Origin of the sequence: Streptomyces sp. WG7 (assembly GCF_049975785.1) — a bacterium.
In the GTDB taxonomy this organism is placed as follows: Bacteria; Actinomycetota; Actinomycetes; order Streptomycetales; family Streptomycetaceae; genus Streptomyces.
In genome coordinates, this window is record NZ_JBNGGE010000027.1 from 18,267 (window position 1) to 44,257 (window position 25,991).

The 25,991-nt window shown below is 71.1% G+C and carries 24 protein-coding genes; 3 read left to right on the forward strand and 21 right to left on the reverse strand.

The window, feature by feature from the left end; translation table 11 throughout:
• Positions 1 to 2: 2 nt before the first annotated feature.
• Positions 3 to 446: a DUF948 domain-containing protein gene (locus ACP4J0_RS24250; RefSeq protein ID WP_426600782.1), complete on the reverse strand. Its 444-nt coding sequence runs from the start codon at positions 444 to 446 to the stop codon at positions 3 to 5.
• A gap of 173 nt (positions 447 to 619) precedes the next feature.
• Between ACP4J0_RS24250 and ACP4J0_RS24255 the strand changes: the two genes are divergently transcribed.
• Positions 620 to 2,806, forward strand: a complete 2,187-nt coding sequence (locus ACP4J0_RS24255) for an ATP-binding protein (RefSeq protein WP_426600783.1) — start codon at positions 620 to 622, stop codon at positions 2,804 to 2,806.
• A gap of 49 nt (positions 2,807 to 2,855) precedes the next feature.
• Here the strand turns inward: ACP4J0_RS24255 and rpsD are convergent, their stop codons facing one another.
• From rpsD to ACP4J0_RS24280, 5 genes are all read right to left on the reverse strand, one after another.
• On the reverse strand, positions 2,856 to 3,470 hold the full coding sequence (gene rpsD / locus ACP4J0_RS24260) for a 30S ribosomal protein S4 (RefSeq protein WP_030185023.1): 615 nt from the start codon (positions 3,468 to 3,470) through the stop codon (positions 2,856 to 2,858).
• Between the two features lie 295 nt (positions 3,471 to 3,765).
• Positions 3,766 to 5,121 (reverse strand): replication-associated recombination protein A, encoded by a 1,356-nt coding sequence (locus tag ACP4J0_RS24265; protein WP_426600784.1) that lies wholly within the window; start codon positions 5,119 to 5,121, stop codon positions 3,766 to 3,768.
• A 69-nt stretch (positions 5,122 to 5,190) separates the two neighbouring features.
• On the reverse strand, positions 5,191 to 5,853 hold the full coding sequence (locus ACP4J0_RS24270; protein ID WP_426600785.1) for a vitamin K epoxide reductase family protein: 663 nt from the start codon (positions 5,851 to 5,853) through the stop codon (positions 5,191 to 5,193).
• Between the two features lie 200 nt (positions 5,854 to 6,053).
• Positions 6,054 to 7,316 (reverse strand): histidine--tRNA ligase, encoded by a 1,263-nt coding sequence (hisS, locus tag ACP4J0_RS24275; RefSeq protein WP_426600786.1) that lies wholly within the window; start codon positions 7,314 to 7,316, stop codon positions 6,054 to 6,056.
• 13 nt (positions 7,317 to 7,329) lie between these two features.
• Entirely contained in the window at positions 7,330 to 8,037 is a 708-nt protein-coding gene (locus tag ACP4J0_RS24280; protein WP_426600787.1) for an MBL fold metallo-hydrolase, read from the reverse strand.
• 183 nt (positions 8,038 to 8,220) lie between these two features.
• Between ACP4J0_RS24280 and ACP4J0_RS24285 the strand changes: the two genes are divergently transcribed.
• Together ACP4J0_RS24285 and ACP4J0_RS24290 are read left to right on the forward strand one after the other, a co-directional pair.
• A complete protein-coding gene (locus ACP4J0_RS24285) occupies positions 8,221 to 9,045 on the forward strand; it encodes a peptidylprolyl isomerase (protein WP_426600788.1) in 825 nt (274 codons plus the stop codon).
• Positions 9,046 to 9,179: 134 nt separating this feature from the next.
• Positions 9,180 to 10,409, forward strand: coding sequence for a DUF349 domain-containing protein (locus tag ACP4J0_RS24290; RefSeq protein WP_426600789.1), 1,230 nt, complete (start codon positions 9,180 to 9,182; stop codon positions 10,407 to 10,409).
• A 73-nt stretch (positions 10,410 to 10,482) separates the two neighbouring features.
• Here ACP4J0_RS24290 and relA read toward each other — a convergent pair whose 3' ends face one another.
• The 15 genes from relA to pgsA form a co-directional block, all read right to left on the reverse strand.
• Complete coding sequence (relA, locus tag ACP4J0_RS24295; RefSeq protein ID WP_426600790.1) at positions 10,483 to 13,023, reverse strand: GTP pyrophosphokinase; 2,541 nt, start codon at positions 13,021 to 13,023, stop codon at positions 10,483 to 10,485.
• 174 nt (positions 13,024 to 13,197) lie between these two features.
• Positions 13,198 to 13,746, reverse strand: a complete 549-nt coding sequence (locus ACP4J0_RS24300; RefSeq protein ID WP_426600791.1) for an adenine phosphoribosyltransferase — start codon at positions 13,744 to 13,746, stop codon at positions 13,198 to 13,200.
• Entirely contained in the window at positions 13,743 to 14,873 is a 1,131-nt protein-coding gene (gene secF, locus ACP4J0_RS24305) for a protein translocase subunit SecF (protein WP_426600792.1), read from the reverse strand. The genes ACP4J0_RS24300 and secF overlap by 4 nt, the downstream gene beginning before the upstream one ends.
• A gap of 1 nt (position 14,874) precedes the next feature.
• Entirely contained in the window at positions 14,875 to 16,668 is a 1,794-nt protein-coding gene (secD, locus tag ACP4J0_RS24310; RefSeq protein ID WP_426600793.1) for a protein translocase subunit SecD, read from the reverse strand.
• Positions 16,669 to 16,798: 130 nt separating this feature from the next.
• Positions 16,799 to 17,314: a preprotein translocase subunit YajC gene (gene yajC, locus ACP4J0_RS24315; RefSeq protein WP_426600794.1), complete on the reverse strand. Its 516-nt coding sequence runs from the start codon at positions 17,312 to 17,314 to the stop codon at positions 16,799 to 16,801.
• Between the two features lie 175 nt (positions 17,315 to 17,489).
• Positions 17,490 to 18,563 carry a Holliday junction branch migration DNA helicase RuvB gene (gene ruvB, locus ACP4J0_RS24320; RefSeq protein WP_426600795.1) on the reverse strand — a complete coding sequence of 358 codons (1,074 nt, stop codon included), beginning with the start codon at positions 18,561 to 18,563 and terminating at the stop codon, positions 17,490 to 17,492.
• Between the two features lie 27 nt (positions 18,564 to 18,590).
• Positions 18,591 to 19,196: a Holliday junction branch migration protein RuvA gene (ruvA, locus tag ACP4J0_RS24325; RefSeq protein ID WP_426600796.1), complete on the reverse strand. Its 606-nt coding sequence runs from the start codon at positions 19,194 to 19,196 to the stop codon at positions 18,591 to 18,593.
• Positions 19,193 to 19,759 (reverse strand): crossover junction endodeoxyribonuclease RuvC, encoded by a 567-nt coding sequence (gene ruvC, locus ACP4J0_RS24330; protein WP_426600797.1) that lies wholly within the window; start codon positions 19,757 to 19,759, stop codon positions 19,193 to 19,195. The genes ruvA and ruvC overlap by 4 nt, the downstream gene beginning before the upstream one ends.
• A gap of 198 nt (positions 19,760 to 19,957) precedes the next feature.
• Positions 19,958 to 20,710 (reverse strand): YebC/PmpR family DNA-binding transcriptional regulator, encoded by a 753-nt coding sequence (locus tag ACP4J0_RS24335; RefSeq protein ID WP_426600798.1) that lies wholly within the window; start codon positions 20,708 to 20,710, stop codon positions 19,958 to 19,960.
• A gap of 47 nt (positions 20,711 to 20,757) precedes the next feature.
• A complete protein-coding gene (gene pdxT, locus ACP4J0_RS24340; RefSeq protein ID WP_426600799.1) occupies positions 20,758 to 21,375 on the reverse strand; it encodes a pyridoxal 5'-phosphate synthase glutaminase subunit PdxT in 618 nt (205 codons plus the stop codon).
• Between the two features lie 19 nt (positions 21,376 to 21,394).
• Positions 21,395 to 22,306 (reverse strand): pyridoxal 5'-phosphate synthase lyase subunit PdxS, encoded by a 912-nt coding sequence (pdxS, locus tag ACP4J0_RS24345; RefSeq protein WP_426600800.1) that lies wholly within the window; start codon positions 22,304 to 22,306, stop codon positions 21,395 to 21,397.
• Positions 22,307 to 22,450: 144 nt separating this feature from the next.
• Positions 22,451 to 22,993 (reverse strand): hypothetical protein, encoded by a 543-nt coding sequence (locus ACP4J0_RS24350; protein WP_426600801.1) that lies wholly within the window; start codon positions 22,991 to 22,993, stop codon positions 22,451 to 22,453.
• 142 nt (positions 22,994 to 23,135) lie between these two features.
• On the reverse strand, positions 23,136 to 24,299 hold the full coding sequence (locus ACP4J0_RS24355; RefSeq protein WP_426600802.1) for a glycosyltransferase family 4 protein: 1,164 nt from the start codon (positions 24,297 to 24,299) through the stop codon (positions 23,136 to 23,138).
• Positions 24,296 to 25,228, reverse strand: a complete 933-nt coding sequence (locus ACP4J0_RS24360; RefSeq protein ID WP_426600803.1) for a phosphatidylinositol mannoside acyltransferase — start codon at positions 25,226 to 25,228, stop codon at positions 24,296 to 24,298. Before ACP4J0_RS24360 ends, ACP4J0_RS24355 begins: the two co-directional genes overlap by 4 nt.
• Positions 25,225 to 25,893, reverse strand: a complete 669-nt coding sequence (gene pgsA / locus ACP4J0_RS24365) for a phosphatidylinositol phosphate synthase (RefSeq protein ID WP_426600804.1) — start codon at positions 25,891 to 25,893, stop codon at positions 25,225 to 25,227. Before pgsA ends, ACP4J0_RS24360 begins: the two co-directional genes overlap by 4 nt.
• Between the last annotated feature and the right edge of the window lie 98 nt (positions 25,894 to 25,991).

A 25,991-nucleotide genomic window follows, 5' to 3' on the forward strand; every position in this document is an offset into this window, starting at 1 on the left:
GATCAGCCCTTCTTCCGCTTCGTCCGCCGCGCGTCCGGGATCGTACGGCCCACGATCACGGTACGCCGCGGCTGCTTGGCCGGGCCCGCGGGCTCGCCCTCCTTGCGACCGCCGAGTGCCCGCCGTACGCCGTACCCGAACGCGGCGACCTTGACCAGGGGGCCGCCGAAGGTGGAGGCCACGGTGGTGGACAGCGCGGAGGCGTTCGACGTGACCTCCTGGACGTCCGAGGCGATCGCGTCGACCCGGTCGATCTGGGTCTGCGCGGAGCGCACCGCCGACGAGGCGTCGGACAGCAGCGGGACGGCCTGGTCGGTCACGTCCGCCACCAGCTTGGTGGTCGCCCTGAGCGTCTGGGCCAGCCTCGCCAGCGCGACGGCGAGGAAGGAGACCAGGATCGCCCAGAAGACGGCCACCAGGATCCCGGCCACCTCGCCACCGGACACTGTGCACCCGCTCCCTGAAAGACGTGCCTGAACATCGGGAAAAGTCGTGCACCGAGCCTATCGCGCCGGGCGCGGGGCTCCGTACCGGATTACCGACCGCGCGCGGCGGAGTGCGGTGAAGTCACGAGGAGGGATTGTACGGAGTGAATACGGTTCAGTACGCTCCGTGTTCCATGCGAGACCTTCGGCGCGACGGCATCCCGCACGGCAACCTCTCCCTGGAACTCGACACCTTCGTGGGGAGAGCGGCGGAGCTCGCGGAGCTGGCCCGGGCGCTGGACTCCGGGCGGCTGGTGACCGTGACCGGGACCGGCGGGGTCGGGAAGTCGCGGCTGGCGGCGCGGGCGGCCGCGCGGTGCGCGCCCCGGGACGGGGTGTGGCGGGTGGAACTGGCGCCGGTGCGCGACGCGGAGTTCGTCGACTACGCGGTCGTGGAGGCGCTCGGCCTGACCGACCACACGACCCGGCTGCCGCGCGAGACGCTGCTCGCGCACCTCGCCGAGCGAGAGCTGCTCCTGGTCCTCGACGGGGTCGAGCATCTGGTGGACGCCTGTGCCGCGCTCGTGACCGACCTGCTGGGCCGGGCCTCGGGGCTGCGCGTCCTGGCGGTGGGGCGCAGACCGCTGGCCGTGACCGGGGAACGGCTGCTTCCGCTGGCACCGCTGAGGCCGGAGGAGGCGGTGGAACTGCTGACCGTCCGGGCGCGGCAGCGGCACCTGACCTACGGGTACGACGCCGACCTGGACGACGGCCACGGGGAGATGCGCGAGCTGTGCCGGCGTCTGGACGGGATCCCGTTGGCGATCGAGCTGGCCGCGGGGCGGCTCGGCGCGCTGTCGCCGGGACAGGTGCTGCAACGGCTGGACGACCGCTTCCGTCTGCTGACCGGCGGGGACCGCACCGCGCTGCCCCGGCACCGGACCCTGCGCACGGCGATCGGCTGGAGCCATGAGCTGTGCACGCCCGCGGAGCGGCTGCTGTGGGCGCGGCTGTCGGTGTTCGCGGGGCCGTTCGACCTGGAGGCCGCCGAGTACGTGTGCGGCGGCGAGGGCCTGCCCGCCGACGACGTGCTCGACGTGCTCTCCGCGCTGCTCGCGCAGTCCGTGCTGGCCCGCGAGGAGACCCCGGCCGGGGTGCGCTACCGGATGCTCGACACGGTGCGGGCGTACGGCGCCGACTGGCTGGAGGCGACGGGCGACGCGCCGCGGATACGGCGGCGGCACCGGGACTGGTACGTGGGCCTGGCGACCTGGTGCGAGCTGGAGTGGTTCTCGCCGCGCCAGCACGAGGTCACCGCGCGGGTGGACGCGGAGCTGCCGAACCTGCGCAGCGCCCTGGAGCACTGTCTGACGGAGCCGGACGAGGCGCACCTGGGCCAGTATCTGGCGGGTGCCCTGTGGTTCCACTGGGTGGGGTGCGGGCGGCTGTCGGAGGGGCGGCGCTGGCTGGAGCAGGCGGTGCGGCTGGACCCGGAGCGGACGGCGGGCGAGCCGGCCCGGCTGAAGGCGCTGTGGGTACTCGCCCACGTGGCGATCCTGCAGGGCGACACGGTGCCCGCGCTGGCGGCGCTCCAGGAGTGCCGGGAGGAGGCCGAGCAGTCCGCGAACCCCACGGCGGTGGCGTACGCGGAGCACCGCACCGGTTGTCTGGCCCTGGTCACGGACGACATGCCGCGCGCCGAGACGCTGCTGCGTTCCGCGCTGCGGCGCTACCGGGAGATCGGCGAGCTCAACAGCAACGTCCTGATGGGCCAGGTGGAACTGGCGATGGCGCGGGCGTTCCAGGGCGACGTGCCGGACGCGGTGCGCCTGTGCGAGGACGTCCGCCAGGTGTGCGAGGACCACGGCGAGCGCTGGACCCGGGGCTACGCCCTGTATGTGCTGGCCTACGCGGCCTGGAGCGACGGCGAGCCGGGGCGCGCCCGCGAGTTGCTGGCCGACTGCCTGGCCGGCGCCCACCGCTTCCGGGACCAGCTCGGCTCGGTGCTGGCGGTGGAGCTGCTGGCCCTGGTCACGGTGGCGGACGGGAACGCGGCGGAGGCCGCGGTGCTGCAGGGCGCGGCGGGGCGGATGTGGCCGTCGGTGGGGCTGCCGTTGTTCGGCTCGGCGCACTACAACGCGCCGCACGAGCTGTGCGAGGCGGCGGCCCGGGAGCAGTTGGGCGACGAGCGGTACCAGGAGTGCGTACGGCACGGGGCTCGGCTCGGCCGGCGGGAGGCGGTGTCGCGGGCGCTGCGGCGGCCCGGGGCGCCGGCCTCGCTGCCGGCGCCGCGCGGGGGCGGGCGGCGTGCCACGGCGGGTGCGAGAACGGCGAAGCCCGCCGCCTCGCCCACCCGGAAGGGCGGGGAGACGGCGGGCTGAGGTACCGCGGAGGTACTGCGCCTTGCTGAGATGCAGCGTTCTGCTGGGATCAGCGGGCGTAGTACTCGACGACGAGCTGCTCGTCGCAGATCACCGGGATCTCCTTGCGGTTCGGCTCACGGTCCAGGCGGAACGCCAGGGCCTTGAGGTTCACCTGGAGGTAGCGCGGGGTCTCGCCGTCGGGGGCGAAGCCACCCTCACGGGCGATCGTGAAGAGCGTCTTCTCCTTGGAGCGCTCGCGCACCTGCACGACGTCGTCCGGGCGGACGCGGAAGGACGGCTTGTCGACCTTCTGGCCGTTGACCTGGATGTGGCCGTGCACGACCATCTGGCGGGCCTGGTAGATCGTGCGGGCGATGCCCGAACGCAGGACCAGCGCGTCGAGACGGCGCTCGAGCTCGATGACCAGGGCCTCGCCGGTCTTCATGTTGGTCTTGGAGGCACGCTCGTAGGCGCGGACGAGCTGGCGCTCGCTGAGGTCGTACTGCGCGCGCAGACGCTGCTTCTCGAGCAGACGGACCTTGTAGTCCGAGTTCTGCTTGCGGCCGCGGCCGTGCTCGCCCGGCGGGTAGGGGCGGGCCTCGAAGTACTTGACGGCCTTCGGGGTCAGCGCGATGCCGAGGGCACGCGACTTCTTGACCTTGGGGCGGGACTGGTTCGCCACTGTCTGTGTCTCTTTCCTGGTTTCCGGCTTGTCAGGGTTGAGGGAGGTCGCAATCCGCAGCCGGGGAAACCCGTCTGGTCCGCGAGGGACCTGCCGGGCAGCCGCTCCCTGGTCTGGGCACATACGTGCAGCACGCGAGTGGCCCACCGACCGCTCCCGGAGCTCCGGGTGGTGGTGGGCTGCCCGCGACACCTATCGACGGTGCGCGACGCTCCTGGGACCCGCTGGGGGTTCCGGCCGGTTGTCCCGTTCTGACTGCGCGGGACTCGGCACTCCGGGCGATTCTACAGGCTGCTCAGGACCGCTTGCGACCGAGGTGCCCGCGGGTCCACTCCACCGCGTCCGCGTATCTGGCCTCGGCGCCGTGCCGGGTCGGAGCGTAGTACGTGCGGTCCTTCAGCTCGTCCGGGGCGTACTGCTGAGCGGCGATGCCCTCCGGCAGGTCGTGCGGGTACACGTATCCCTGTCCGTGTCCGAGCTTGCCCGCGCCCTTGTAGTGGCTGTCGCGCAGGTGCGCGGGGACCGGCCCGGCGTGCCCCTTGCGTACGTCGTCCAGGGCGGCGCCGATGGCGGTGGTGGCGGCGTTGGACTTGGGGGCGAGGGCCAGGGCGATGGTGGCGTGGCTGAGGGTGAGGGCGGCCTCGGGGAAGCCGATCATGGCGACGGCCTGGGCGGCGGCGACGGCGATCGGCAGGGCGTTCGGGTCGGCGAGGCCGATGTCCTCGCTGGCGGAGATCATCAGGCGGCGGGCGATGAACCGGGGGTCCTCGCCGGCCTCGATCATCCGGGCCAGGTAGTGCAGGGCGGCGTCCACGTCGGAGCCGCGGATGGACTTGATCAGGGCGCTGGCGACGTCGTAGTGCTGGTCGCCGTCGCGGTCGTACTTCACGGCGGCCCGGTCGACGGTCTCCTCCAGCGTCGCCAGGGTGACCTCGGCCTCGCCCTTGTCGAGCGCGGCCCCGGCGGCGGCCTCCAGCGCGGTCAGCGCGCGGCGGGCGTCGCCGCCGGCGATGCGCAGCAGGTGCTCCTCGGTGTCCTCGGGGAGGCCGACGGCGTTCTTCAGACCGCGTTCGTCACTGAGCGCGCGCTTCAGCAGGCCGCGGATGTCGTCGTCCGTCAGGGACTCGAGGGTGAGGAGGAGGGAGCGGGACAGGAGCGGGGAGATCACCGAGAAGTACGGGTTCTCGGTGGTGGCGGCGATCAGGGTGACCCAGCGGTTCTCGACGGCCGGGAGCAGGGAGTCCTGCTGGGCCTTGCTGAAGCGGTGGATCTCGTCGAGGAAGAGGACCGTCTCCTTGCCGTACCCGCCGACCGCGCGGCGGGCGCCGTCGATGACCGCGCGGACCTCCTTGACGCCCGCGGTGATCGCCGACAGCTCCACGAAGCGCTTGTTGGTGGCCTTGGAGACGACGTACGCCAGGGTCGTCTTGCCGGTGCCCGGCGGGCCCCAGAGGATCACGGACGACGGTCCGGCGGGACCGGAGGCGCCCTCGCCGACCAGCCGGCGCAGGGGGGAACCGGGCTTGAGCAGGTGCTGCTGGCCGACGACCTCGTCGAGGGTGCGCGGACGCATCCGCACGGCGAGGGGACTGCCGGTCGGGTCCTTCTCCTGGCGTTCTTCGGCTGCGGCGGTGAACAGGTCGGGCTCCACGCTCTGAACCCTAAATCACCGCACTGACAACCCGGCGGGCGCAGTCGGACGGACCGGCGGCCCGCCCCGTCAGCTGGTCCAGAAGTCCCACCAGCGGGTGAGGATCATCATGCCGATGATGCCGATGTGCAGGACCGGCAGGACCCAGGTGAACTCGCCGAAGAAGCCCTTGAGCCAGTTCGGCGCGGGCAGGAAGCCCTTGCGGACGTTGAAGGACGTCACGTACCAGAACATGATGATCGTGGCGACCCAGGCCAGGCAGCACCACAGGCACAGGGCGTTGATCCGGTACAGGGACTGGAACTGCAGCCAGGTGCAGAAGCCCACGCCGAACAGCGTGCCGGCGTTGAAGGTGAGCCAGTACCAGCGCGGGAAGCGGGCCCCGGCGAGCAGGCTCATGCCGACGCAGACGACGATGCCGTAGGTGACCAGGCCGAGCATCGGGTTGGGGAAGCCGAAGACGGCCGCCTGGTCGCTCTCCATGACGCTGCCGCAGGAGACGACGGGGTTGAGGCTGCACCCGGGGGTGAACGTCGTGCCCGCGACCTTGGCCTCGAGCAGCTTGAACTTGTCGAGCGTGATGACCCACGCGGCGAGCACCCCGGCCGCGCCCGTGAGCACCAGCAGCAGGGCGAGGGCACGACTGCCTCCCTCGGCCCCCGGTGTTCCGGCGGTGGCTTCCGGCGCGGGCTCCGCCACGGTGGAGACGTCCTTCACTGTCGTCTTGCTCATCACGCCGATTCCGTCACTTGAGTCGGGCCTGCTTCGGGCAGGGCCATTGTGCCGCACGGACCTGTATGGCCACCGTTCGATGAACATAAGAACGCACCGGTGATCGCCCTGGAGCGGTGTGTTCCGGCCGATGTCCGTTCCCCGGGGGCACGCGCGAGCGAACGCGGGCGCCCCCGGGGGTGACGGGACGCACGGACCCGTCAGCCGAGCCTGGACTCCAGCTCGGCGACGATCTCGTTCACACCGATCGCCGTCTGCTCGCCGGACTCCATGTCCTTGAGCTGGACGATGCCCTCGGCCAGGTCGCGCTCGCCCAGGACCAGGGCGTAGCGGGCGCCCGAGCGGTTGGCCGCCTTCATCGCGGCCTTGAGGCCCTTGCCGCCGTAGGAGAAATCGGCGGCGACGCCGTTCTTGCGCAACTCGGTGACCTTGGCGAACAGGATCCGGCGGGCCTCCTCGCCGAGCGGGACGGCGAAGACGGAGGTGGCGGACGGGATGTCCAGTTCGATGCCCTCCGCCTCCAGGGCGAGGACGGTGCGGTCGACGCCGAGGGCCCAGCCCACGGACGGCAGGGAGGGACCGCCGATCATCTCGGACAGTCCGTCGTAGCGGCCGCCGCCGCCGACCGCGGACTGGGAGCCCAGTCCGTCGTGGACGAACTCGAAGGTCGTGCGCGTGTAGTAGTCCAGGCCGCGCACCAGCTTCGGGTCGTCCTCGAAGACCACGCCCGCCGCCGTGATCAGCTCGCGCACCTCCTCGTGGTACGCCTTGCAGGCGTCGCACAGGTAGTCGCGCAGCAGCGGGGCGTCGGTGAGCTGCTTCTGCACGTCCGGGCGCTTGTCGTCCAGGACGCGCAGCGGGTTGATCTCCGCGCGGCGCAGCGTCTCCTCGTCCAGGTCGAGTCCGCGCAGGAAGTCCTGGAGCGCGGCCCGGTAGACGGGGCGGCATTCCTTGTCGCCCAGGGAGTTGAGCAGGATGCGGAAGTTCCGCAGGCCGAGCGCGCGGTACGACTGGTCGGCGAGGATGATCAGTTCGGCGTCCAGCGCCGGGTCCTCGGCGCCGATCGCCTCGGCGCCGACCTGGGAGAAGTGGCGGTAACGGCCCTTCTGGGGGCGCTCGTAGCGGTACTGCGAGCCCGAGTACCAGACCTTCACCGGCAGGTTGCCCGCCTTGTGCAGGTTGGCCTCCAGGACCGCGCGCAGCACGGGGGCGGTGGTCTCCGGGCGCAGGGCGAGGCGGTCGCCACCCTTGGTCTCGAAGACGTACATCTCCTTGGTCACGATGTCGGTCGACTCACCGACACCGCGCGCGAAGAGCTCGACGTTCTCGAAGCCGGGCGTCTCGATGTAGCCGTAGCCGGAGTTGCGCAGCGGGGCGGCGATCGCCTCGCGGACCGCCAGGAACTTGGCGGAGTCGGGCGGCAGCAGGTCGTACGTGCCCTTGGGGGCCTTGAAGGTGCTCACGGAAGGTCTCTCGTCACATTCCTCGTCGGGGAGCCTCGGTGGCTCCCTGGCCGGCGGCCACCTGCCGCAGATACGGGTTGGTGGCGCGCTCCTGGCCGATGGTCGTCTGGGGGCCGTGGCCGGACAGCACCACGGTCGAGTCGTCGAGCGGCAGGCACACGCGGGCCAGCGAGGCGAGCATGTCGTCCATGTCGCCGCCGGGCAGGTCGGTGCGTCCGATGGAGCCGGCGAACAGCAGGTCGCCCGAGAAGAGGACCGGCGGGATGTCCGCCGCCTCGGGCAGGCCGAAGGTCACCGACCCCTTGGTATGGCCCGGCGCGTGCGCGACCGTCAGCTCCATGCCCGCCAGCTCCAGCTTCGCGCCGTCGGTCAGTTCCCTGACGTCGTCCGGCTCCCCCACGGTCAGCTCGCCCATGAGCGGCATGCCGATGGAGCGGCCGATCCCCTTCTCGGGGTCGCCCATCATGTAGCGGTCGTCGGGGTGGATCCAGGCCGGCACGTCGTGCGCGCCGCAGACCGGGACGACCGAGGCCACGTGGTCGATGTGGCCGTGGGTGAGGACGACGGCGACGGGCTTGAGCCGATGCTTCCTGATCGCTTCCTCGACTCCGGGGGCCGCCTGATGGCCCGGGTCGATGATCACGCACTGCTCACCGGCGGCGGGGGCGACGAGATAGCAGTTCGTCCCCCAGGCCCCGGCGGGGAACCCGGCAATGAGCACGATCGTCCTTCGTTTGTGTCGGTACGGGTGGGCTTGCGAACGGGCCGCGCCCAGGGTGAGAGCCTACCGGCGGTGCCGATTCCTCAGCGAACCCATATACGGTACGGGGCTACACGCCCACGGTCGGCTCATCGCACCCACGCGTACCGGTCGGCACACGAAGACGCATGAGGAGAGAACCCGGTGGTCACCCAGGAGCAGCGGCGGCGTCAGCTCGCCCGGGAGAAGTTCTTGCGGCAGCAGCAGCGACGTACCTCCGCGCGGCGCAAGGCGCGCATGCGCAACGCAGTGATCGCGTCGGTGCTCGGCGTGATCGTGATCGGCAGTGTCGCGCTGTACACGACCGGGGTGGTCCTGGACGACGGCGACAGCAAGGCGAACGCGAGCGCGGAGGTCACGCCGAGCGCCTCGGCGAGCAGCAAGGCGCCGGACCCGTGCGACAAGCCGGCCGAGGGCGAGGTCAAGACGCAGACCTGGGAGAAGGAACCTGCGATGACCATCGACAAGTCGGCGAAGTACACGATGAAGCTGGCGACGACCTGCGGCGACATAGACATCGCGCTGAAGACGTCGGCGGCACCGCACACCGTCAACTCGTTCAACTTCCTGGCCGGCAAGGGCTACTTCGACCACACGCCGTGCCACCGGCTCACCACCAACGGGATCTACGTGCTCCAGTGCGGCGACCCGACGGGCCAGGGCAACGGCGGTCCGGGCTACAACATTCCGGACGAGAACCTGAAGGACGAGAGCCTGAAGGAGAACACGTACCCGGCGGGCACGGTGGCGATGGCGAACACCGGCCAGCCGGGCTCCGGCGGCAGCCAGTTCTTCCTCGTGTACCAGAACAGCCCGCTGCCGCCCAGCTACACGCCGTTCGGCACCATCTCGGACGAGGGCATGACGGTGCTGAAGAAGATCGCCGCGGCGGGCGAGAGCACCGGCGCGGGCGACGGAGCACCCAACGCGACGGTCGTGATCGACAAGGCCACCGTCACGAAATCCTGACCCTCATCAGCGAAAGTTCGGTCGCGCGGGATGCGGACAGGCCGCCCGCCGGTCGCCTATGTTGGCCGTGACGAAACTGTGGACGATGCCCGGGGGTAGCGAAGCCCTCCGGGGCATCATGTGGAGGAGGCGCTGTGAGCAGCGACCCGTGGGGCCGCGTCGATGAGACGGGGACCGTGTACGTGCGTACGGCCGACGGCGAGAAGGTCGTCGGCTCCTGGCAGGCAGGCTCCCCCGAGGAGGCGCTGGCCTATTTCGAACGCAAGTACGAAGGCCTGGTTGTCGAGATCGGCCTCCTCGAAAAGCGAGTGAAGACCACCGACCTGTCCGCGAAGGACGCCCAGGCCGCCGTCGACCACCTGCGGGAACAGGTCGACGCGCACCACGCGGTGGGCGACCTGGAAGCGCTGCGGGTCCGGCTGGACAAGCTCGTCGCACTGGTGGAGACGCGCCGCGAGGAGCGCAAGGCCCAGCGGGCGAAGCAGTCCGACGAGGCGCGCGGCGCCAAGGAGGCGCTGGTCGCCGAGGCCGAGGAGCTGGCCAAGTCCGACCAGTGGCGGTCGGCCGGGGAACGGCTGCGGTCCCTGGTGGACACGTGGAAGGGCCTGCCGCGACTGGACCGCAAGTCCGACGACGAACTGTGGCACCGCTTCTCACACGCGCGTTCGGCGTTCTCCAAGCGCCGCAAGCAGCACTTCGCGCAGCTGGACGCGCAGCGGGAAGAGGCCCGTCGGACCAAGGAACGGCTGGTCGCCGAGGCCGAGGCGCTGTCGAACTCGACGGACTGGGGACCGACGGCCGCGCGCTACCGCGACCTGATGTCCGAGTGGAAGGCCGCGGGCCGCGCCCAGCGCGAGCACGAGGACGACCTGTGGAACCGCTTCCGCGGCGCCCAGGACGTGTTCTTCGCCGCCCGCAGCTCGGTCTTCGCCGAGCGGGACGCCGAGCAGGCGGAGAACCTCAAGCTCAAGGAGGAGCTGGCCGAGGAGGCCGAGAAGCTCCTGCCGGTCACCGACCTGAAGGCGGCCCGCGCCGCGTTCCGCGCGGTCAACGAGCGCTGGGAGGCCATCGGCCACGTGCCGCGCGACGCCCGGCCGAAGGTCGAGGGCCGGATGCACGCGGTCGAGCGGGCGCTCCAGGAGGCCGAGGAGACCGAGTGGCGCCGGACGAACCCGGAGGCACGCGCGCGTGCCGCGGGCCTGACCGGGCAGCTCCAGGCCGCCGTGGACAAACTGCGCTCCCAGATCGAGCAGGCGCGCGCCCAGGGCAACAACGCCAAGGCCGACAAGCTCCAGCGTGAGCTGGAGGGCCGGCAGGCGCTGCTGGACCAGGCGCTGAAGGGTCTGCACGAGTTCGGCGGCTGACCCCGCCCCCGCACGAAAGGGGCTCCCGTACGGTGCGTACGGGAGCCCCTTTCGTATGCGCCTGTGCGGGCCGCTACGACGGCCTGCGCGCCGACGTCACCCGGTACACGTCGTACACGCCCTCGACGCCCCGTACGGCCTTCAGGACGTGCCCGAGGTGCTTCGGGTCGCCCATCTCGAAGGTGAAGCGGGAGGTGGCGACGCGGTCGCGGGAGGTCTGCACGGCCGCGGAGAGGATGTTGACGTGCTGGTCGGACAGCACGCGGGTGACGTCCGAGAGGAGCCGAGAGCGGTCCAGGGCCTCCACCTGGATGGCGACCAGGAAGACGGAGGACTGGGTGGGCGCCCACTCGACCTCGAGGATGCGCTCGGGCTCCCGGGACAGCGAGTCCACGTTCACGCAGTCGCTGCGGTGAACGGAGACGCCGCTGCCGCGGGTGACGAAGCCGATGATCGGGTCGCCGGGGACGGGCGTGCAGCAGCGGGCCAGCTTGACCCACACGTCCTCGACGCCCTTGACGACGACGCCCGGGTCGGCGTTGGTGCGGCGTTTGCGGCCGCGACCGCGGGCCGGCGGTACCGACTCGTCGATCTCCTCGGTGGCGGCCTCCTCGCCGCCGAGCGCCTGCACCAGCTTCTGCACGATGTTCTGCGCGGAGACGTGGCCCTCGCCGATCGCCGCGTACAGCGCGGAGATGTCCGAGTAGCGCATCTCGTGGGCCAGCGTGACCAGGGAGTCGCCGGTCAGGATCCGCTGGATCGGCAGGTTCTGCTTGCGCATGGCGCGGACGATGGCGTCCTTGCCCTGCTCGATCGCCTCGTCGCGGCGCTCCTTGGAGAACCAGGCGCGGATCTTGTTGCGGGCGCGCGGCGACTTCACGAAGCCGAGCCAGTCGCGGGAGGGGCCCGCGCCGGCCGCCTTGGACGTGAAGACCTCCACCAGGTCGCCGTTGTCCAGGGTGGACTCCAGCGGGACGAGGCGGCCGTTGACCCGGGCCCCTATGGTGCGGTGGCCGACCTCGGTGTGCACCGCGTACGCGAAGTCGACGGGGGTGGCACTCGCGGGGAGCGCTATGACGTCGCCCTTGGGAGTGAAGACGAAGACCTCGTTGCGGGAGAGGTCGAAGCGCAGGGACTCCAGGAACTCGCCGGGGTCCTCGGTCTCCTTCTGCCAGTCCAGCAGCTGCCGCAGCCACGCCATGTCGTTGAGGTGGTCGTCCTTGCCCTTGCCGGACGACCTGGGCGCGTCGGAGCGGACCTTGGAGGCGCCGGCGACGGCCTCCTGCTTGTACTTCCAGTGCGCGGCGATGCCGTACTCGGCGCGGCGGTGCATGTCGAAGGTGCGGATCTGCAGCTCGACCGGCTTGCCGTTGGGCCCGATGACCGTCGTGTGCAGCGACTGGTACATGTTGAACTTGGGCATCGCGATGTAGTCCTTGAACCGCCCCGGAACCGGGTTCCAGCGGGCGTGGACCGTACCGAGGGCCGCGTAGCAGTCGCGGACGGTGTCCACCAGGACGCGGATGCCCACCAGGTCGTAGATCTCCGCGAAGTCACGGCCGCGGACGATCATCTTCTGGTAGACGCTGTAGTAGTGCTTGGGCCGGCCGGTGACGGTCGCCTTGATGCGGGCCGCGCGCAGGTCCTGCTGGACCTCGTCGGTGACGATGGCGAGGTACTCGTCGCGCTTGGGGGCGCGCTCGGCGACCAGGCGGACGATCTCGTCGTACATCTTGGGGTAGAGGATCGCGAAGGCGAGGTCCTCCAGCTCCCACTTGATGGTGTTCATGCCCAGCCGGTGGGCGAGCGGCGCGTAGATCTCCAGGGTCTCGCGCGCCTTCTTCTCCTGCTTCTCACGCTTGAGGTAGCGCATGGTGCGCATGTTGTGCAGGCGGTCGGCGAGCTTGATGACCAGGACGCGCGGGTCCTTCGCCATCGCGACGACCATCTTGCGCACGGTCTCGGCCTGCGCCGCCTCGCCGAACTTGACCTTGTCCAGCTTGGTGACGCCGTCGACGAGGAGGGTGACCACGTCGCCGAAGTCGCGGCGCAGGTCCTCCAGGCCGTACTCGGTGTCCTCGACGGTGTCGTGCAGCAGGCCGGCCATCAGCGTGGCCGGGTCCATGCCCAGCTCGGCGAGGATGGTGGTGACGGCGAGCGGATGCGTGATGTACGGGTCGCCGCTCTTGCGCTTCTGGCCGCGGTGCCAGCGTTCGGCGACCTGGTAGGCGCGCTCGATCTGGCGCAGGGTCGCCGTCTCGATCTTGGGGTCGTTGCTGCGCACTATCCGCAGCAACGGCTCCAGGACCGGGTTGTACGGGTTGGCGCGCTGCACACCGAGGCGGGCCAGACGGGCGCGGACGCGGTTGGAGGAGCCGGACCGGGCGGGCTGTCCGGGCGCGCGGACCACGGGCGCGTTCCGGTCGCGCTCGGGCGGGATCGGCTTGGGACGCGGCTGCTGCTCGGCGGGCTTGTCGACGGGCCCGGCCGGGGCATGCTGTATCGGCCCGCGGGTGTCGTTCTTCGCCTGCGGCGCGCTCGGGGCGGGCTTCGCCGCGGGCGCCGAGGCCGACTCGGGCTTTGCGGCGGTCAGTGGCTGGGCCTCGTCTGGCAAGAGGGCTCCTCGTGCGCGATCCGGGTCCCCCGGTCAGGCTCCGGAAATCCCATGGTAGCGATCCCGCGCTCCAGGATCGCCTTCAGGCCACTGTGAGGGCCGTCAACCCGAGAAACGCGTGAGGCGGGCGCCGGAATTCCTTCCGGGCCCGCCTCCGCCGTGCGACGAGAGCTGTCAGACCGTGAGCAGCGCCTTCAGCGGCGCCCCGGCCAGGGCGGGCTCCAGACGGGCCCGCCCGCCGAGAAAGCCCAGCTCCATCAGGACGGCGACGCCGGCGACCTGCGCGCCGGCCCGGCGGATGAGCTCCAGGGAGGCCTCCGCCGTTCCGCCGGTGGCCAGGACGTCGTCGACGACCAGCACCCGGTCCCCGGCGGTGAGGTCCTCTGCGTGCACCTCGATCTCGGCCGAGCCGTACTCCAGGTCGTACGCCTGGCTGAGGGTGGCTCCGGGGAGCTTGCCCGCCTTGCGTACGGGGATGAAGCCGAGGCCCGCCCTCAGCGCCACCGGGGCGCCGAGGATGAAGCCGCGGGCCTCCAGACCGACGACCTTGGTGGCGCCGGTGTGCCCGGCGACCTCGGCGAGCGCGTCGGTCAGGGCGGTGAACGCGGCCGGGTCGGCCAGGAGCGGGGTGATGTCCTTGAACACCACGCCCGGCTCGGGGTGGTCGGCCACGTCCCGGATACGGCTGAGCAGCAGTTCCGTGATGTCGGTCGTTCCGGTCATCGGCGCTTCCCCGAGGGTCGGCCGCGGCCCCTGGTACGGGACGCGGGCTGGTTGCGGGGGCCCACGACCGCGGCGGCCGCGTCGTCGGCCTCGTCGGCCTCGTCGTCGGCGTACCGCTCGTCGTCGAAGGCGTTCTCCGCCGGCTCGCCCTTGGCCGCCGCCTGGGCCCGCTTGGCGAGCACCCGCTTCTTGAGTGCCTTCATCTGCGGCTCGGCCTCCTTGAGGTCGGCGACGAGCGGCGTGGCGATGAAGATCGACGAGTACGCGCCCGCGGCCAGGCCGACGAACAGCGACAGCGAGATGTCGTTGAGCATGCCCGCGCCGAGGACACCGCCGCCGATGAACAGCAGACCGCCGACCGGCAGCAGGGCGACCACCGTGGTGTTGACGGAACGGACCAGGGTGCTGTTGATCGAACGGTTGGCGATCTCGCCGTAGGTCCAGCGGGTCTGTTTGGTGATGTCCTTCGTCTGCTCCTTGAGACTGTCGAAGACGACGACCGTGTCGTAGAGCGAGTAACCGAGGATGGTCAGCAGACCGATCACCGTGCCCGGCGTGACCTCGAAGCCGACGAGGGCGTAGATGCCGACCGTGATGGTGATGTCGTGGACCAGCGCGACGAACGCGGCGAGCGCCATGCGCCACTCGAACGCGATCGCCAGGTAGATCACCACCAGGACCATGAAGATCCCGAGGCCTTGCCAGGCCTTGTTCGCGATCTGGTCACCCCAGCTGGGGCCGACCAGGTCGGCGTTGATCTTCTCCGCCGGGACGTCCAGGTCCTTGGAGAGCTCCTCCTTGATCTGGTCCGAGGCCTCGGTGTCGGTGCCCGAGATCTGGATGCGGAGGCTGCCGTCGCCGAGCTTCTGGACGATCGCGTCGTGGCCGGAGGCCTCTTCCGCGTAGGTCTCGGCCTGGGAGACCGAGGCGCTCATGTTCTTCGGGGTGGTGAAGACCGCGCCGCCCTGGAACTCGATGCCCATGTGGAGGCCGCGCACCGCCAGGCCGACGATGGCCGTGATGGTGATGAGGATGGAGATGCCGTACCAGAGCTTGCGGTTCTTGACGAAGTCGTAGCCGACCTCGCCGTGGTGCAGTCGGGCGCCGAGGTTGCCGAGCTTTCCCATCTCACGCCTCCTTCGGGTCGACAGGGCCGGCGGCGGGACGGACGGGGCGGCGGGTGCGGCGCAGCGGGGGCTTGGCTCCCAGGCTCTTCGGGTCGAGGCCGGACCACTTGTGCCCGCTCGCGAAGAACCTGCGCCGGGCCATCAGCGTCAGCAGCGGCTTGGTGAAGAGGAACACCACCACCACGTCGAGCAGCGTGGTCAGACCCAGGGTGAACGCGAAGCCCTGCACCTTGCCGACGGTGACGGCGAAGAGCACCGCCGCGGCGAGGAAGGACACGAAGTCGGAGACCAGGATGGTGCGCCGGGCGCGCGGCCAGGCCCGCTCGACGGCGGGACGCAGCGAGCGGCCCTCCCGGATCTCGTCGCGGACGCGTTCGAAGTAGACGATGAACGAGTCCGCTGTGATGCCGATGGCGACGATGGCGCCGCACACGGCCGGCAGGTTCAGCGCGAAGCCGATGGCCGGGCCGAGCAGCGACATGATCACGTACGTGAGACCCGCGGAGACGAACAGCGAGGCGATGGCGATGAACGACAGACCGCGGTAGTAGACCAGCAGGTAGAGGATGACCAGCGCGAGGCCGATCGCACCGGCGATCAGGCCTGCCTCGAGCTGCTCACCGCCGAGCGCGGCGGTGACGGTGGTGACGCTGTCCTCCTTGAAGGTCAGCGGCAGCGCGCCGTAGGACAGCATGTTGGCGAGGCCCTGGGCCTCTTCCTGGTCGAAGCTGCCGGAGATCTCCGCGCTGCCGCCGGTGAGCGCCTGGCTGACGTACGGGTCGGAGACGACCTCGTTGTCCAGGACGATGGCGAACTGGTTCTGCGGGGACTGGTTCTGCGCGAGCTTGCCGGTGATGCCGGCGAACTTCTTGGCGCCCTCGTCCGTGAACTTCATCGTCACGGTCCAGCCGGCGGCGGTCTGCGTGTTGTAGACGGCCTCGGCCTCGTCGACGTCGGTGCCGTCGACCTCGGCGGGGCCGAGGATGTACTTCTGCCACTGGCCCTGGGAGTTCTGGCCGCAGGCGACCATCGAGTCGCCGGGCTTGGAACCGTCGCCGGCCTCGGCGCGGGCGCCCTCGTCGGTGCACTCCAGCTTCGCGTACTCGGCCTGGAGCTTGGCGGTGGCGTCGTCACCGGAGGCGCTGTCGCTCGGGGCCGGGGAGGCGCCGTCGGAGGCGGTGGCGGACGGGCTGGGGTCCGCCTTCAGCGCGTCGCTGGCGGCACGGCCCTGGGTCGTGGCGCTCGCCGAGGCGGAGCCGGACGGGGAGGAGGTCGCCTCTTCCTTGTCGGTGGCCGTCTCGCCCGCGTTGTCCGTGGCCTTGTCGGTCGCCTTGTCCGAGGCTCCGCCGGTGGCGCTCGGCGAAGGGGTTCCGGGCGCTGCGGCGCCGGAGAGTTCGGTGGCGACGACCGGACGGAAGTAGAGCTTGGCGGTCGTGCCGACCTGGGCCCGGGCTTCCTTCGAGTTCGTCCCCTTGGGGACGTTGACGATGATGTTCCGGTCGCCCTGGGTCTGGACCTCGGCCTCGGAGACACCCAGACCATTGACACGGCGTTCCATGATCTGGACCGCGGTGTCCATGTTGGTCTTGTTGATCGCGGACTCCTGGCCCGCTTCCGGCACTGCCCGGAGCGTGATGCTCGTGCCGCCTGCGAGGTCGATACCGAGACGCGGAGTCGTGTTTCCGGAGGCGAACATGCCTCCGGTGAGCGCCACAATGGCGATCAGAATCAGGGCCAGCGAGCGCCCAGGCTTACTTTGAGCGCTCGCGTTCTTTCCCTTTTTAAGTGCTGCCACCTTTGTGTACTCCCTCTCATGCCGCTTCGCGCCGGGTAGGCGTCACCGGCGGCCATCACCTGGTGTCGGCATCCGTGTGAGCCGCGCGTCGCACGGGGGCGCGAGCAGAGCCCGCGCCCCCGGAGCACGGCTACTTCGCCTCGGAACCGCCGTCGGACTTCTTCGGCTGCTCGTCCGTCTTCGCCTCGGCGGACGCGGCGTCGACCGCCGGCTCGCCGGCCGGCTCGTCGTCCGCGTCCTTCTTGCCGAGGTCGACGGGCCGGTCGTCCGAGGAGGCGGCGGCGTCGGCGTCGGAGGCGTCGGTCTCGGTGAGGGAGGAGGCATCGTCCGGAACGACGTCGGTGTCGGACTTCAGGTCGTGCTCGATGCCGTGGACGATGCGGTTGTACTCGTCGTCGGTGAGGACGGCACCGATGGAGTTCTTGGCGAAGAGCAGCTCGACGCCCGGACCGGCGTCGAGGAGGACCGTGTCCTCGCTGACCTCCTTGACCGTGGCGTACATGCCCCCGATGGTGCGGACTCCGGAACCGGGCTGCATCTGGTTCCGCATGTCGGCGGCCTGCTGCTGCTTCTTCTTCGCCGACCGGGTCATCAGGAACATGGCCCCGATGAGCACGATGAACGGGAGGAGGGTCACGAGACTCACGGGTCGGTACTTCCTTCACACGACCGCGATGGTGAGCGGCCTGATGGTTGGGGGTGTGTGCGCCGCCGACAAGGGCGGCATCGGCGGAGTCTAAGCGGTTCCGCGCGCATGGAACAACGCTCAGCATGGCACCGGGGTTCCTGCTCCGGCGAATGTCCTCCTCGTGACGGGATGGTCACGCCCCGAACAAGTCCTGTTGTCCCTTTCCGGAACTCCGGGAACCCGGCGGGGTGAGGCCGAGATGCGCCCACGCGGCGGGGGTCGCGACCCGTCCCCGTGGGGTGCGGGCGAGCAGGCCCTCCCGTACGAGGAAGGGTTCGGCGACCTCTTCCACTGTCTCACGCTCCTCCCCCACGGCTACGGCGAGCGTGGACAGGCCGACCGGTCCGCCGCCGAACAGCTTGAGGAGCGCTTCCAGAACACCCCGGTCCAGCCGGTCCAGGCCCCGGGCGTCGACCTCGTAGACCGCGAGGGCGGCCGCCGCGATCTCCCGGGTGATCAGACCGTCGGCCTTCACCTGGGCGTAGTCGCGGACCCGGCGCAGCAGGCGGTTGGCGATGCGGGGGGTGCCGCGGGAGCGGCCGGCGATCTCGGCGGCTCCCGCGGTGTCGATCCCGACGTCGAGCAGGCCCGCGGAGCGGTGGACGACGCGTTCCAGTTCGGCCGGTCCGTAGAACTCCATGTGCGCGGTGAAACCGAAGCGGTCGCGCAGCGGCGGCGGCAGCAGCCCCGCGCGCGTGGTGGCGCCGACCAGGGTGAAGGGCGGCAGCTCCAGGGGGATGGCGGTGGCGCCCGGGCCCTTGCCGACGATGACGTCGACGCGGAAGTCCTCCATCGCCATGTAGAGCATCTCCTCCGCGGGCCGCGACATGCGGTGGATCTCGTCGAGGAAGAGGACCTCGCCCTCCTGGAGGGAGGAGAGGATGGCCGCGAGGTCGCCGGCGTGCTGGATGGCGGGGCCGGAGGTGATGCGGATGGGGGCTTCCATCTCGGCCGCGATGATCATCGAGAGGGTGGTCTTGCCCAGGCCGGGGGCGCCGGAGAGCAGCACGTGGTCCGCGGTCGCCCCGCGCGCGCGTGCGGCGCGCAGCACGAGGTCGAGCTGTTCGCGGACCTTCTCCTGGCCGATGAACTCGCCCAGGTCCTTGGGGCGCAGGGCGGCCTCCACGGCCTGGTCCTCGCCGTCGGCGGACGCACCCACCAGCCGTTCGCCCGCGGCGTCCGTGTCGGTCGTGTCGTCCCAGTTCATCAGGTGTGCCTCGGCTCTCGGTACGGACTATCGGGCGCGGTTCAGTGTCTGCAGGGCCGCCTTCAGGAGCTGCCCCACCTGGGGGGTGCCCCCGGCGGCCTCCGCCTGGGGCGCCACGGCGGTGACGGCCTCGTCGGCCTCGCGGGTCGCGTACCCGAGGCCGATCAGGGCCGCGTGCAGCTGGTCGCGCCAGCCGGCGCTGACCGGCGCTCCGACGGCGGGGGCCCCGACGGGTTCGCCGAGGCGGTCCTTCAGCTCCAGGAGCAGCTTCTGAGCGCCCTTCTTCCCGATGCCCGGGACCGCGGTGAGCGCCTTCTCGTCGCCGGTAGAGACGGCTCTGCGCAGGGCGTCGGGGTTGTGCACGGCGAGCATCGCCTGGGCCAGCCGGGGGCCGACGCCGCTCGCGGTCTGGAGCAGCTGGAAGACCTGGCGCTCGTCGTCGTCCGCGAAGCCGTACAGAGTGAGCGAGTCCTCGCGGACGACGAGCGAGGTGGCGAGTTTGGCGGGCTTGCCGATCCGGAGGGTGGAGAGCGTGTTCGGCGTGCACTGGACGGACATGCCGACGCCGCCGACCTCGACCACCGCGGCGTCGGGGGCGAGGGCGGCGACCGTGCCGCTGACGAAGGCGATCATGACGTACGGCCTTTCGGTGCGGTCGGGACCTGCGGAGTCCGCGGGGCTTTCGATGCGTGCAGGGCCATGGCCTGCTGCAGCCGGTTCTGCGCGGGGGCGCGCCAGATGTGGCAGATGGCGAGCGCGAGGGCGTCGGCGGCGTCGGCGGGCTTGGGGGGCGCGGCGAGCCGCAGCAGACGGGTGACCATGGCACCGACCTGCGCCTTGTCGGCGCGTCCGCTGCCGGTGACGGCGGCCTTGACCTCGCTGGGGGTGTGCAGGGCGACCGGGATGCCGCGGCGGGACGCGCACAGGATGGCGACGGCGCTGGCCTGTGCGGTGCCCATTACCGTACGGACGTTGTGCTGGCTGAAGACGCGCTCCACGGCGACGTACTGAGGCCGGTGCTCGTCCAGCCACCGCTCGATGCCCTGCTCGACGGCGACGAGGCGGCGGCCGAGGTCGGCGTCCGCGGGCGTGCGGACGACGCCGACGCCGATCATGGTGAGCGGCCGGCCCGCGACGCCCTCCACGACACCGACCCCGCAGCGGGTCAGCCCCGGGTCCACCCCCAGTACGCGCACGTGCACCCCTTCGCGGCCGGACCGCCGCCGCTCTCGCGGATCTGGCTGATCGCCGTCGGGGTCCTCAATCGAAGGTTGCGGTCCGTGGACGGTGATCTTTGACGTACGCCAGGCTATCGGCTGCCACTGACAGGAGCGGCGGGCCGGTGGGGACGCGTCCCCCCACCGGCCCGCCGGACCGTCGTGTGCGCGGCGGCGCTACGCGTCGACCTTCTCCATGATCTCGTCGCTGACGTCGAAGTTGGCGAAGACGTTCTGCACGTCGTCGCTGTCCTCCAGGGCGTCGATCAGCTTGAAGATCTTCCGGGCGCCGTCCTCGTCCAGCTCGATCTGCATGGTCGGGACGAAGTTCGCGTCGGCGGACTCGTAGTCGATGCCGGCGTCCTGGAGTGCGGTGCGGACCGCGACCAGGTCGGTGGCCTCGCTGAGGACCTCGAAGGTCTCACCGAGGTCGTTGACCTCCTCGGCGCCCGCGTCCAGGACGGCGCCGAGGACGTCGTCCTCGCTCAGCTCGCCCTTGGGGACGATCACGACGCCCTTGCGGTTGAACAGGTACGACACCGAGCCCGGGTCGGCCATGGAGCCGCCGTTGCGGGTCATGGCGACGCGGACGTCGGAGGCGGCGCGGTTGCGGTTGTCGGTGAGGCACTCGATGAGCACCGCGACACCGTTCGGGCCGTAGCCCTCGTACATGATCGTCTCGTAGTCGGCGCCGCCGGCCTCGAGGCCGCCGCCGCGCTTGACCGCGGAGTCGATGTTCTTGTTCGGCACCGACTGCTTCTTCGCCTTCTGGATGGCGTCGTAGAGCGTCGGGTTGCCGTCGATGTCGACACCACCCATGCGGGCCGCGACCTCGATGTTCTTGATCAGCTTCGCGAAGAGCTTGCCGCGCTTGGCGTCGATCACGGCCTTCTTGTGCTTCGTCGTGGCCCATTTAGAGTGGCCGGACATCTGCCTGTCTCCTTCGCGTAACCCGTCTTTGAACGAACGCAGGAATCCTACAAGGACTCCGCCGCCCGGTTCGCGCGCACCATGTCGGCGAAGAGGCGGTGCACGCGGTGGTCGCCGGTCAGTTCCGGGTGGAACGACGTGGCCAGGGCGTTGCCCTGGCGGACGGCGACGATGTGACCGTCGTGCTCGGCGAGCACCTCGGCCGCGGCGCCCACGGACTCGACCCAGGGGGCGCGGATGAAGACGCCCTCCACGGGACGGCCCTCGACGCCCCTGATGCCGACGGCCGCCTCGAAGGACTCGTTCTGCCGTCCGAAGGCGTTGCGGCGCACGATCATGTCGATGCCGCCGACCGTCTCCTGTCCGGAGCGCGGGTCGAGGATCTTGTCGGCCAGCAGGATCATGCCGGCGCAGGTGCCGTAGACGGGCAGGCCGTCCCGCACGCGCGCGCGGAGGGGCTCCATCACCCCGAAGAGGACGGCCAGTTTGGAGATGGTGGTGGACTCGCCGCCGGGGAGGACCAGGCCGTCCACCTCGGCGAGCTCTTCCGGTCGCCTGACCGGCCTGGCCACGGCATCGGCCGCGGCCAGGGCGACGAGGTGCTCGCGTACGTCGCCCTGGAGGGCCAGGACACCGATGACGGGGGTGTCGCTCGTGTCTCGCACGTCTTCGGGGCCCCTCGTCCTACCAGCCGCGGTTGGCGTAGCGCTCGGTCTCGGGCAGGGTGTCGCAGTTGATGCCGACCATGGCCTCGCCGAGGTTGCGGGACGCGTCCGCGATGACCTTCGGGTCGTCGTAGAAGGTGGTCGCCTTCACGATGGCCGCGGCGCGCTTGGCCGGGTCCCCGGACTTGAAGATGCCGGAGCCCACGAAGACGCCCTCGGCGCCGAGCTGGCGCATGAGCGCGGCGTCGGCCGGGGTGGCCACGCCGCCGGCGGAGAAGAGGACCACCGGGAGCTTGCCGAGCTCGGCGACTTCCCGGACCAGCTCGTACGGGGCGCGCAGCTCCTTGGCGGCGGCGTACAGCTCGTTGTTGTCGTAGCCGCGCAGCCGGGCGATCTCGTTCTTGATCTGGCGCAGGTGACGGACGGCCTCGACGACGTTGCCCGTGCCGGCCTCGCCCTTGGAGCGGATCATCGCTGCGCCCTCGGCGATCCGGCGCAGGGCCTCGCCCAGGTTGGTGGCGCCGCAGACGAAGGGGGTGGTGAAGGCGAACTTGTCGCTGTGGTTGACCTCGTCGGCCGGGGCGAGGACCTCGGACTCGTCGATGTAGTCGACGCCGAGGGACTGCAGCACCTGGGCCTCGACGAAGTGGCCGATGCGGGACTTGGCCATCACGGGGATGGAGACCGCGCCGATGATGCCCTCGATCATGTCCGGGTCGGACATCCGGGCCACGCCGCCGTCCTTGCGGATGTCGGCCGGGACCCGCTCCAGGGCCATGACGGCGACGGCGCCCGCGTCCTCGGCGATCTTCGCCTGCTCCGGCGTGACGACGTCCATGATCACGCCGCCCTTGAGCTGCTCGGCCATGCCGCGCTTCACACGGGCGGTGCCGGTCTCGGGGGCCTGGTTTTCGGAGAGCGTGCTGGCCACGGGTACCTCGCTGAAGGAAAGGGGGGTTTCTGCAGCTCCGAGGAAACGCGAATGGACCAGGCCACAGCAAGGGCCAATGGGCAGCCGGTGGATCCTTTTGGGACGCGGGGCCTGGCCGGGGAACGCGGGGCCCGGCCGGGGCCGCTAAGCCGCCCTGTCGACCAGGGCCGCCGGCGACTCGTCGTCCATCTCGAAGGCCAACGGGAAGGGCGCGTGTCCGGCGAGACGGAACCAGCGGACCTTCCGGTGCTCGCGCAGCCTGCGGGCGGCTCCCACCGCGTCGTTGTGGAAACGCCGGGCCATCGGGACGCGCCGTACGGCCTCGGCCAGCTCGTGGGCCGCTTCCTCGCCACCGGGCGCCGCGCGCAGGGCGTCCACCTGCGGCGGATCGGCGAACACGGCCCGCAAGGCCTGGCTCAGCTCGCTCTCGGCGACCTCGCGCTGCTCCTCCTCGGCCTGCCGGGCGGCGTGCGCGGCCTCGTACAGGACGATGGAGGCCGCCGGGTCGAGCACGCCCGAGGTGGCCAGTTCCTGGGCCACGGACGCCCTGCGCAGCAACTGCGCGTCGAGTGCGGCACGGGCGGCGTCGATCCGGGCGTGCAGGCGGTCGAGCCGCCCCGCCGTCCAGCTCAGGTACAGGCCGATCGCGACGAGGGCGACCAGGATCCAGATCAGGGTTGCGGTCACGGACCGCAACCCTACGGGAGCGCTCCGCCGGGCCGGCCGGGTACCTCGGTGCGGGCGTCGCCGGGTGTTGGGGAGACCGGACGGGCTTCAGAGGCGGGGCGGGCCGGAGAGGCAGGACGGGCCGGAGAAGCGGACCGGGTTCTCAGTCCCTCGCCAGGCCGAATCGTGCCCTGAACCCCGTCGCCCGGTCGTCCGTCGCCACCGCCGCCGCGCCCGCCGTGACCGTCTCGTAGACCGACAGGATGTCCGCGCCGACCGTGGACCAGTCGAAGCGCCGTACGTGCGCGCTGCCCCGTTCCCGCAGTGCCGCCCGGCGCTCCGGGTCCGCCAGCAGCCGCACCGCCGCGTCGGCCAGTGCGTCGGCGTTCTCGTTGGGGAACAGCTCGCCGGCCGCTCCCCGGTCCAGGACCTGGGCGAACGCGTCCAGGTCGGCGGCGAGCACGGGGGCGCCCGCCGACATGGCCTCGACGAGGATGATCCCGAAGCTCTCGCCGCCGGTGTTGGGCGCCACGTACAGGTCGACGCTGCGCAGGAAGCGGGCCTTGTCCTCGTCGCTGATCATGCCGAGGAACTCCACCCGGGAGCGCAGTTCGGCGGGCAGGGAGGCCACCGCCTCCTTCTCGTCGCCGCGCCCGGCGACCAGCAGCCGGGTCTGGGGGCGGGCGGCGAGGATCCTCGGCAGGGCCCGCATCAGTACCGGCAGGCCCTTGCGGGGCTCGTCGATGCGCCCTATGAAGCCGATCGTGTCCCCCTGCCACTCGGGCTTCGGCTCGGCGTCGGCGAAGAAGTCGACGTCGACGCCGTTGGGGATGACGACCGCGTCCCCGCCGAGGTGCTCGACGAGGGTGCGGCGGGCGTACTCGCTCACCGCGATCCGGGCGCTGATCTTCTCCAGGGCGGCCTGGAGGATCGAGTACGCGGCGATCATCGCGCGGGAGCGCGGGTTGGACGTGTGGAAGGTCGCCACGATCGGGCCCTGCGCCGCCCAGCAGGTGAGCAGGCCGAGCGAGGGCGAGGTCGGCTCGTGGATGTGGATGACGTCGAAGGCGCCGTCGTGCAGCCAGCGCCGTACCCGGGCCGCCGACAGGAAGCCGAAGTTCAGCCGGGCCACCGAGCCGTTGTACGGCACCGGCACCGCTCGGCCGGCCGAGACGACGTACGGGGGCAGCGGGGTGTCGTCGTCGGCGGGGGCGAGCACGGAGACCTCGTGGCCGAGACGGATGAAGTACTCGGCCAGGTCCCGGATGTGGAACTGGACGCCGCCCGGTACGTCCCAGGAGTACGGGCAGACGATGCCGATCCTCACGACGTGCCCTGCCCGTCGGCCGGCGCCGGGGCCTTGGCGGGGTCGAGGTCCTTCAGCCACAAACGCTGGAGCATGTGCCAGTCCTCCGGGTGGTCGGCGATCCCCGTGGCGAAGGCATCGGCCAGCGCCTGTGTCATGACAGACGTCTTCTCGGCCCGCGTACCTGACCGCGGGACCTCGACCGGCGGATGCACCCGGCCCTGCATGACGGGCGAGTCGTCGTACCAGAGCGTCACCGGCAGCAGCAGTGCGCCCGTCTGCTGGGCGAGCAGGGCGGGACCGGCCGGCATGCGGGCCGTCTCACCGAAGAACTCGACCTCCACCCCGGAGGCGGACAGGTCGCGGTCGGCGACCAGGCAGACCAGGCCGCCGTCGCGCAGCCGCCGGGCCAGCGTCCCGAAGGCGGTGCCGCCGCTGTGCGGCAGGACCTCCATGCCGAGACCCTCGCGATAGGCGACGAAGCGGTCGTAGAGGGTCTCCGGCTTGAGACGCTCGGCGACCGTCGTGAAGGGGATGCCGAGCCCGGTGGTGACCCAGGCCCCGGCGAGGTCCCAGTTGGCCAGGTGCGGGAGGGCGAGGATCACGCCCTTGCCCGCGTCCATGCCGTCGGTGAGGTGGTGCAGGTCCCTGGCGGCGAAGCCGGCCTTGATCCGCTCGGCGCTCCAGGCGGGGAGCCGGAAGGACTCCATCCAGTAGCGCAGGTACGAGCGCATGCCCGCGCGCGAGAGGGCGGCCAGGCGTTCCGGGCCCGCGTCCGGCAGCACGCGCGCGTAGTTGCTCTCCAGACGCCGTACGCCCGTGCCGCGCTGCTTCCAGGCGATGTCCGCGACGAGGCGGCCGAGCCGTACGGCGGCCGGCTCGGGGAGCTTCTTCACGGTGCTCCACCCGGCTCCGTACAGGGCGTCGGTCAACCGGTCCCGAACGCTCACTTCGCCGCCTCGGTGCCCTGGTTCTCCTGCGCGGCGGCGTCCGCCTCGGCAGCCTCCCGGCGGACCGTGACGACGCGCTGGATCAGCGTGACGAGGCTGCCGACGGCGACGATCCACAGGGCGACCGGCAGCAGGTACTGGATGCCCGGCACACCGAACGCGTGCAGTCCCGCGAGACCGGCCGCGACCAGCGAGACGACGAGCCGCTCGGCACGCTCGACCAGTCCGTTGACGGCGACCGGCAGGCCGATCGACTCGCCGCGCGCCTTGGTGTACGACACCACCTGGCCGCTGGCCAGGCAGAAGATCGACACCGCGCACAGCACGATGTCGTCACCGCCGGCCGCGTACCAGAGGGCGAAGCCGCCGAAGATCGCGCCGTCGGCGACCCGGTCCAGCGTGGAGTCCAGGAAGGCGCCCCAGCGGCTGGAGCGGCCGAGCTGGCGCGCCATGTTGCCGTCGACGAGGTCGGAGAAGACGAAGAGCGTGATCACGACCGTGCCCCAGAAGAACTCCCCCATGGGGTAGAAGACCAGCGCGCCCGCGACCACACCGGCGGTGCCGATCAGTGTGACCGCGTCGGGGCTGACGCCCCGGCGGATGAGAAACGCGGCGAACGGTGTGAGGACACGCGTAAAAAATGCACGCGCGTACTTGTTCAGCATGGCCTTCCCGACGGTCGGTGTGGCCGCGGCCCCTGCTGGCCACCGGCTGGCCCATCGTAGCCACGCGCGCGCGTGGGCGACGGACGGGCACCCTGCCC

Excerpts from the sequence above, each read along its gene's own strand:
- ACP4J0_RS24255 (WP_426600783.1), top strand. The coding sequence starts at position 620 with ATGCGAGACCTTCGGCGCGACGGCATCCCGCACGGCAACCTCTCCCTG.
- ACP4J0_RS24270 (WP_426600785.1), bottom strand. The coding sequence starts at position 5,853 with ATGAGCAAGACGACAGTGAAGGACGTCTCCACCGTGGCGGAGCCCGCG.
- ACP4J0_RS24300 (WP_426600791.1), bottom strand. The coding sequence starts at position 13,746 with ATGACCGGAACGACCGACATCACGGAACTGCTGCTCAGCCGTATCCGG.
- secF (WP_426600792.1), bottom strand. The coding sequence starts at position 14,873 with ATGGGAAAGCTCGGCAACCTCGGCGCCCGACTGCACCACGGCGAGGTC.
- ruvB (WP_426600795.1), bottom strand. The coding sequence starts at position 18,563 with ATGAACTGGGACGACACGACCGACACGGACGCCGCGGGCGAACGGCTG.
- ruvA (WP_426600796.1), bottom strand. The coding sequence starts at position 19,196 with ATGATCGCCTTCGTCAGCGGCACGGTCGCCGCCCTCGCCCCCGACGCC.
- ACP4J0_RS24335 (WP_426600798.1), bottom strand. The coding sequence starts at position 20,710 with ATGTCCGGCCACTCTAAATGGGCCACGACGAAGCACAAGAAGGCCGTG.
- pgsA (WP_426600804.1), bottom strand. The coding sequence starts at position 25,893 with ATGCTGAACAAGTACGCGCGTGCATTTTTTACGCGTGTCCTCACACCG.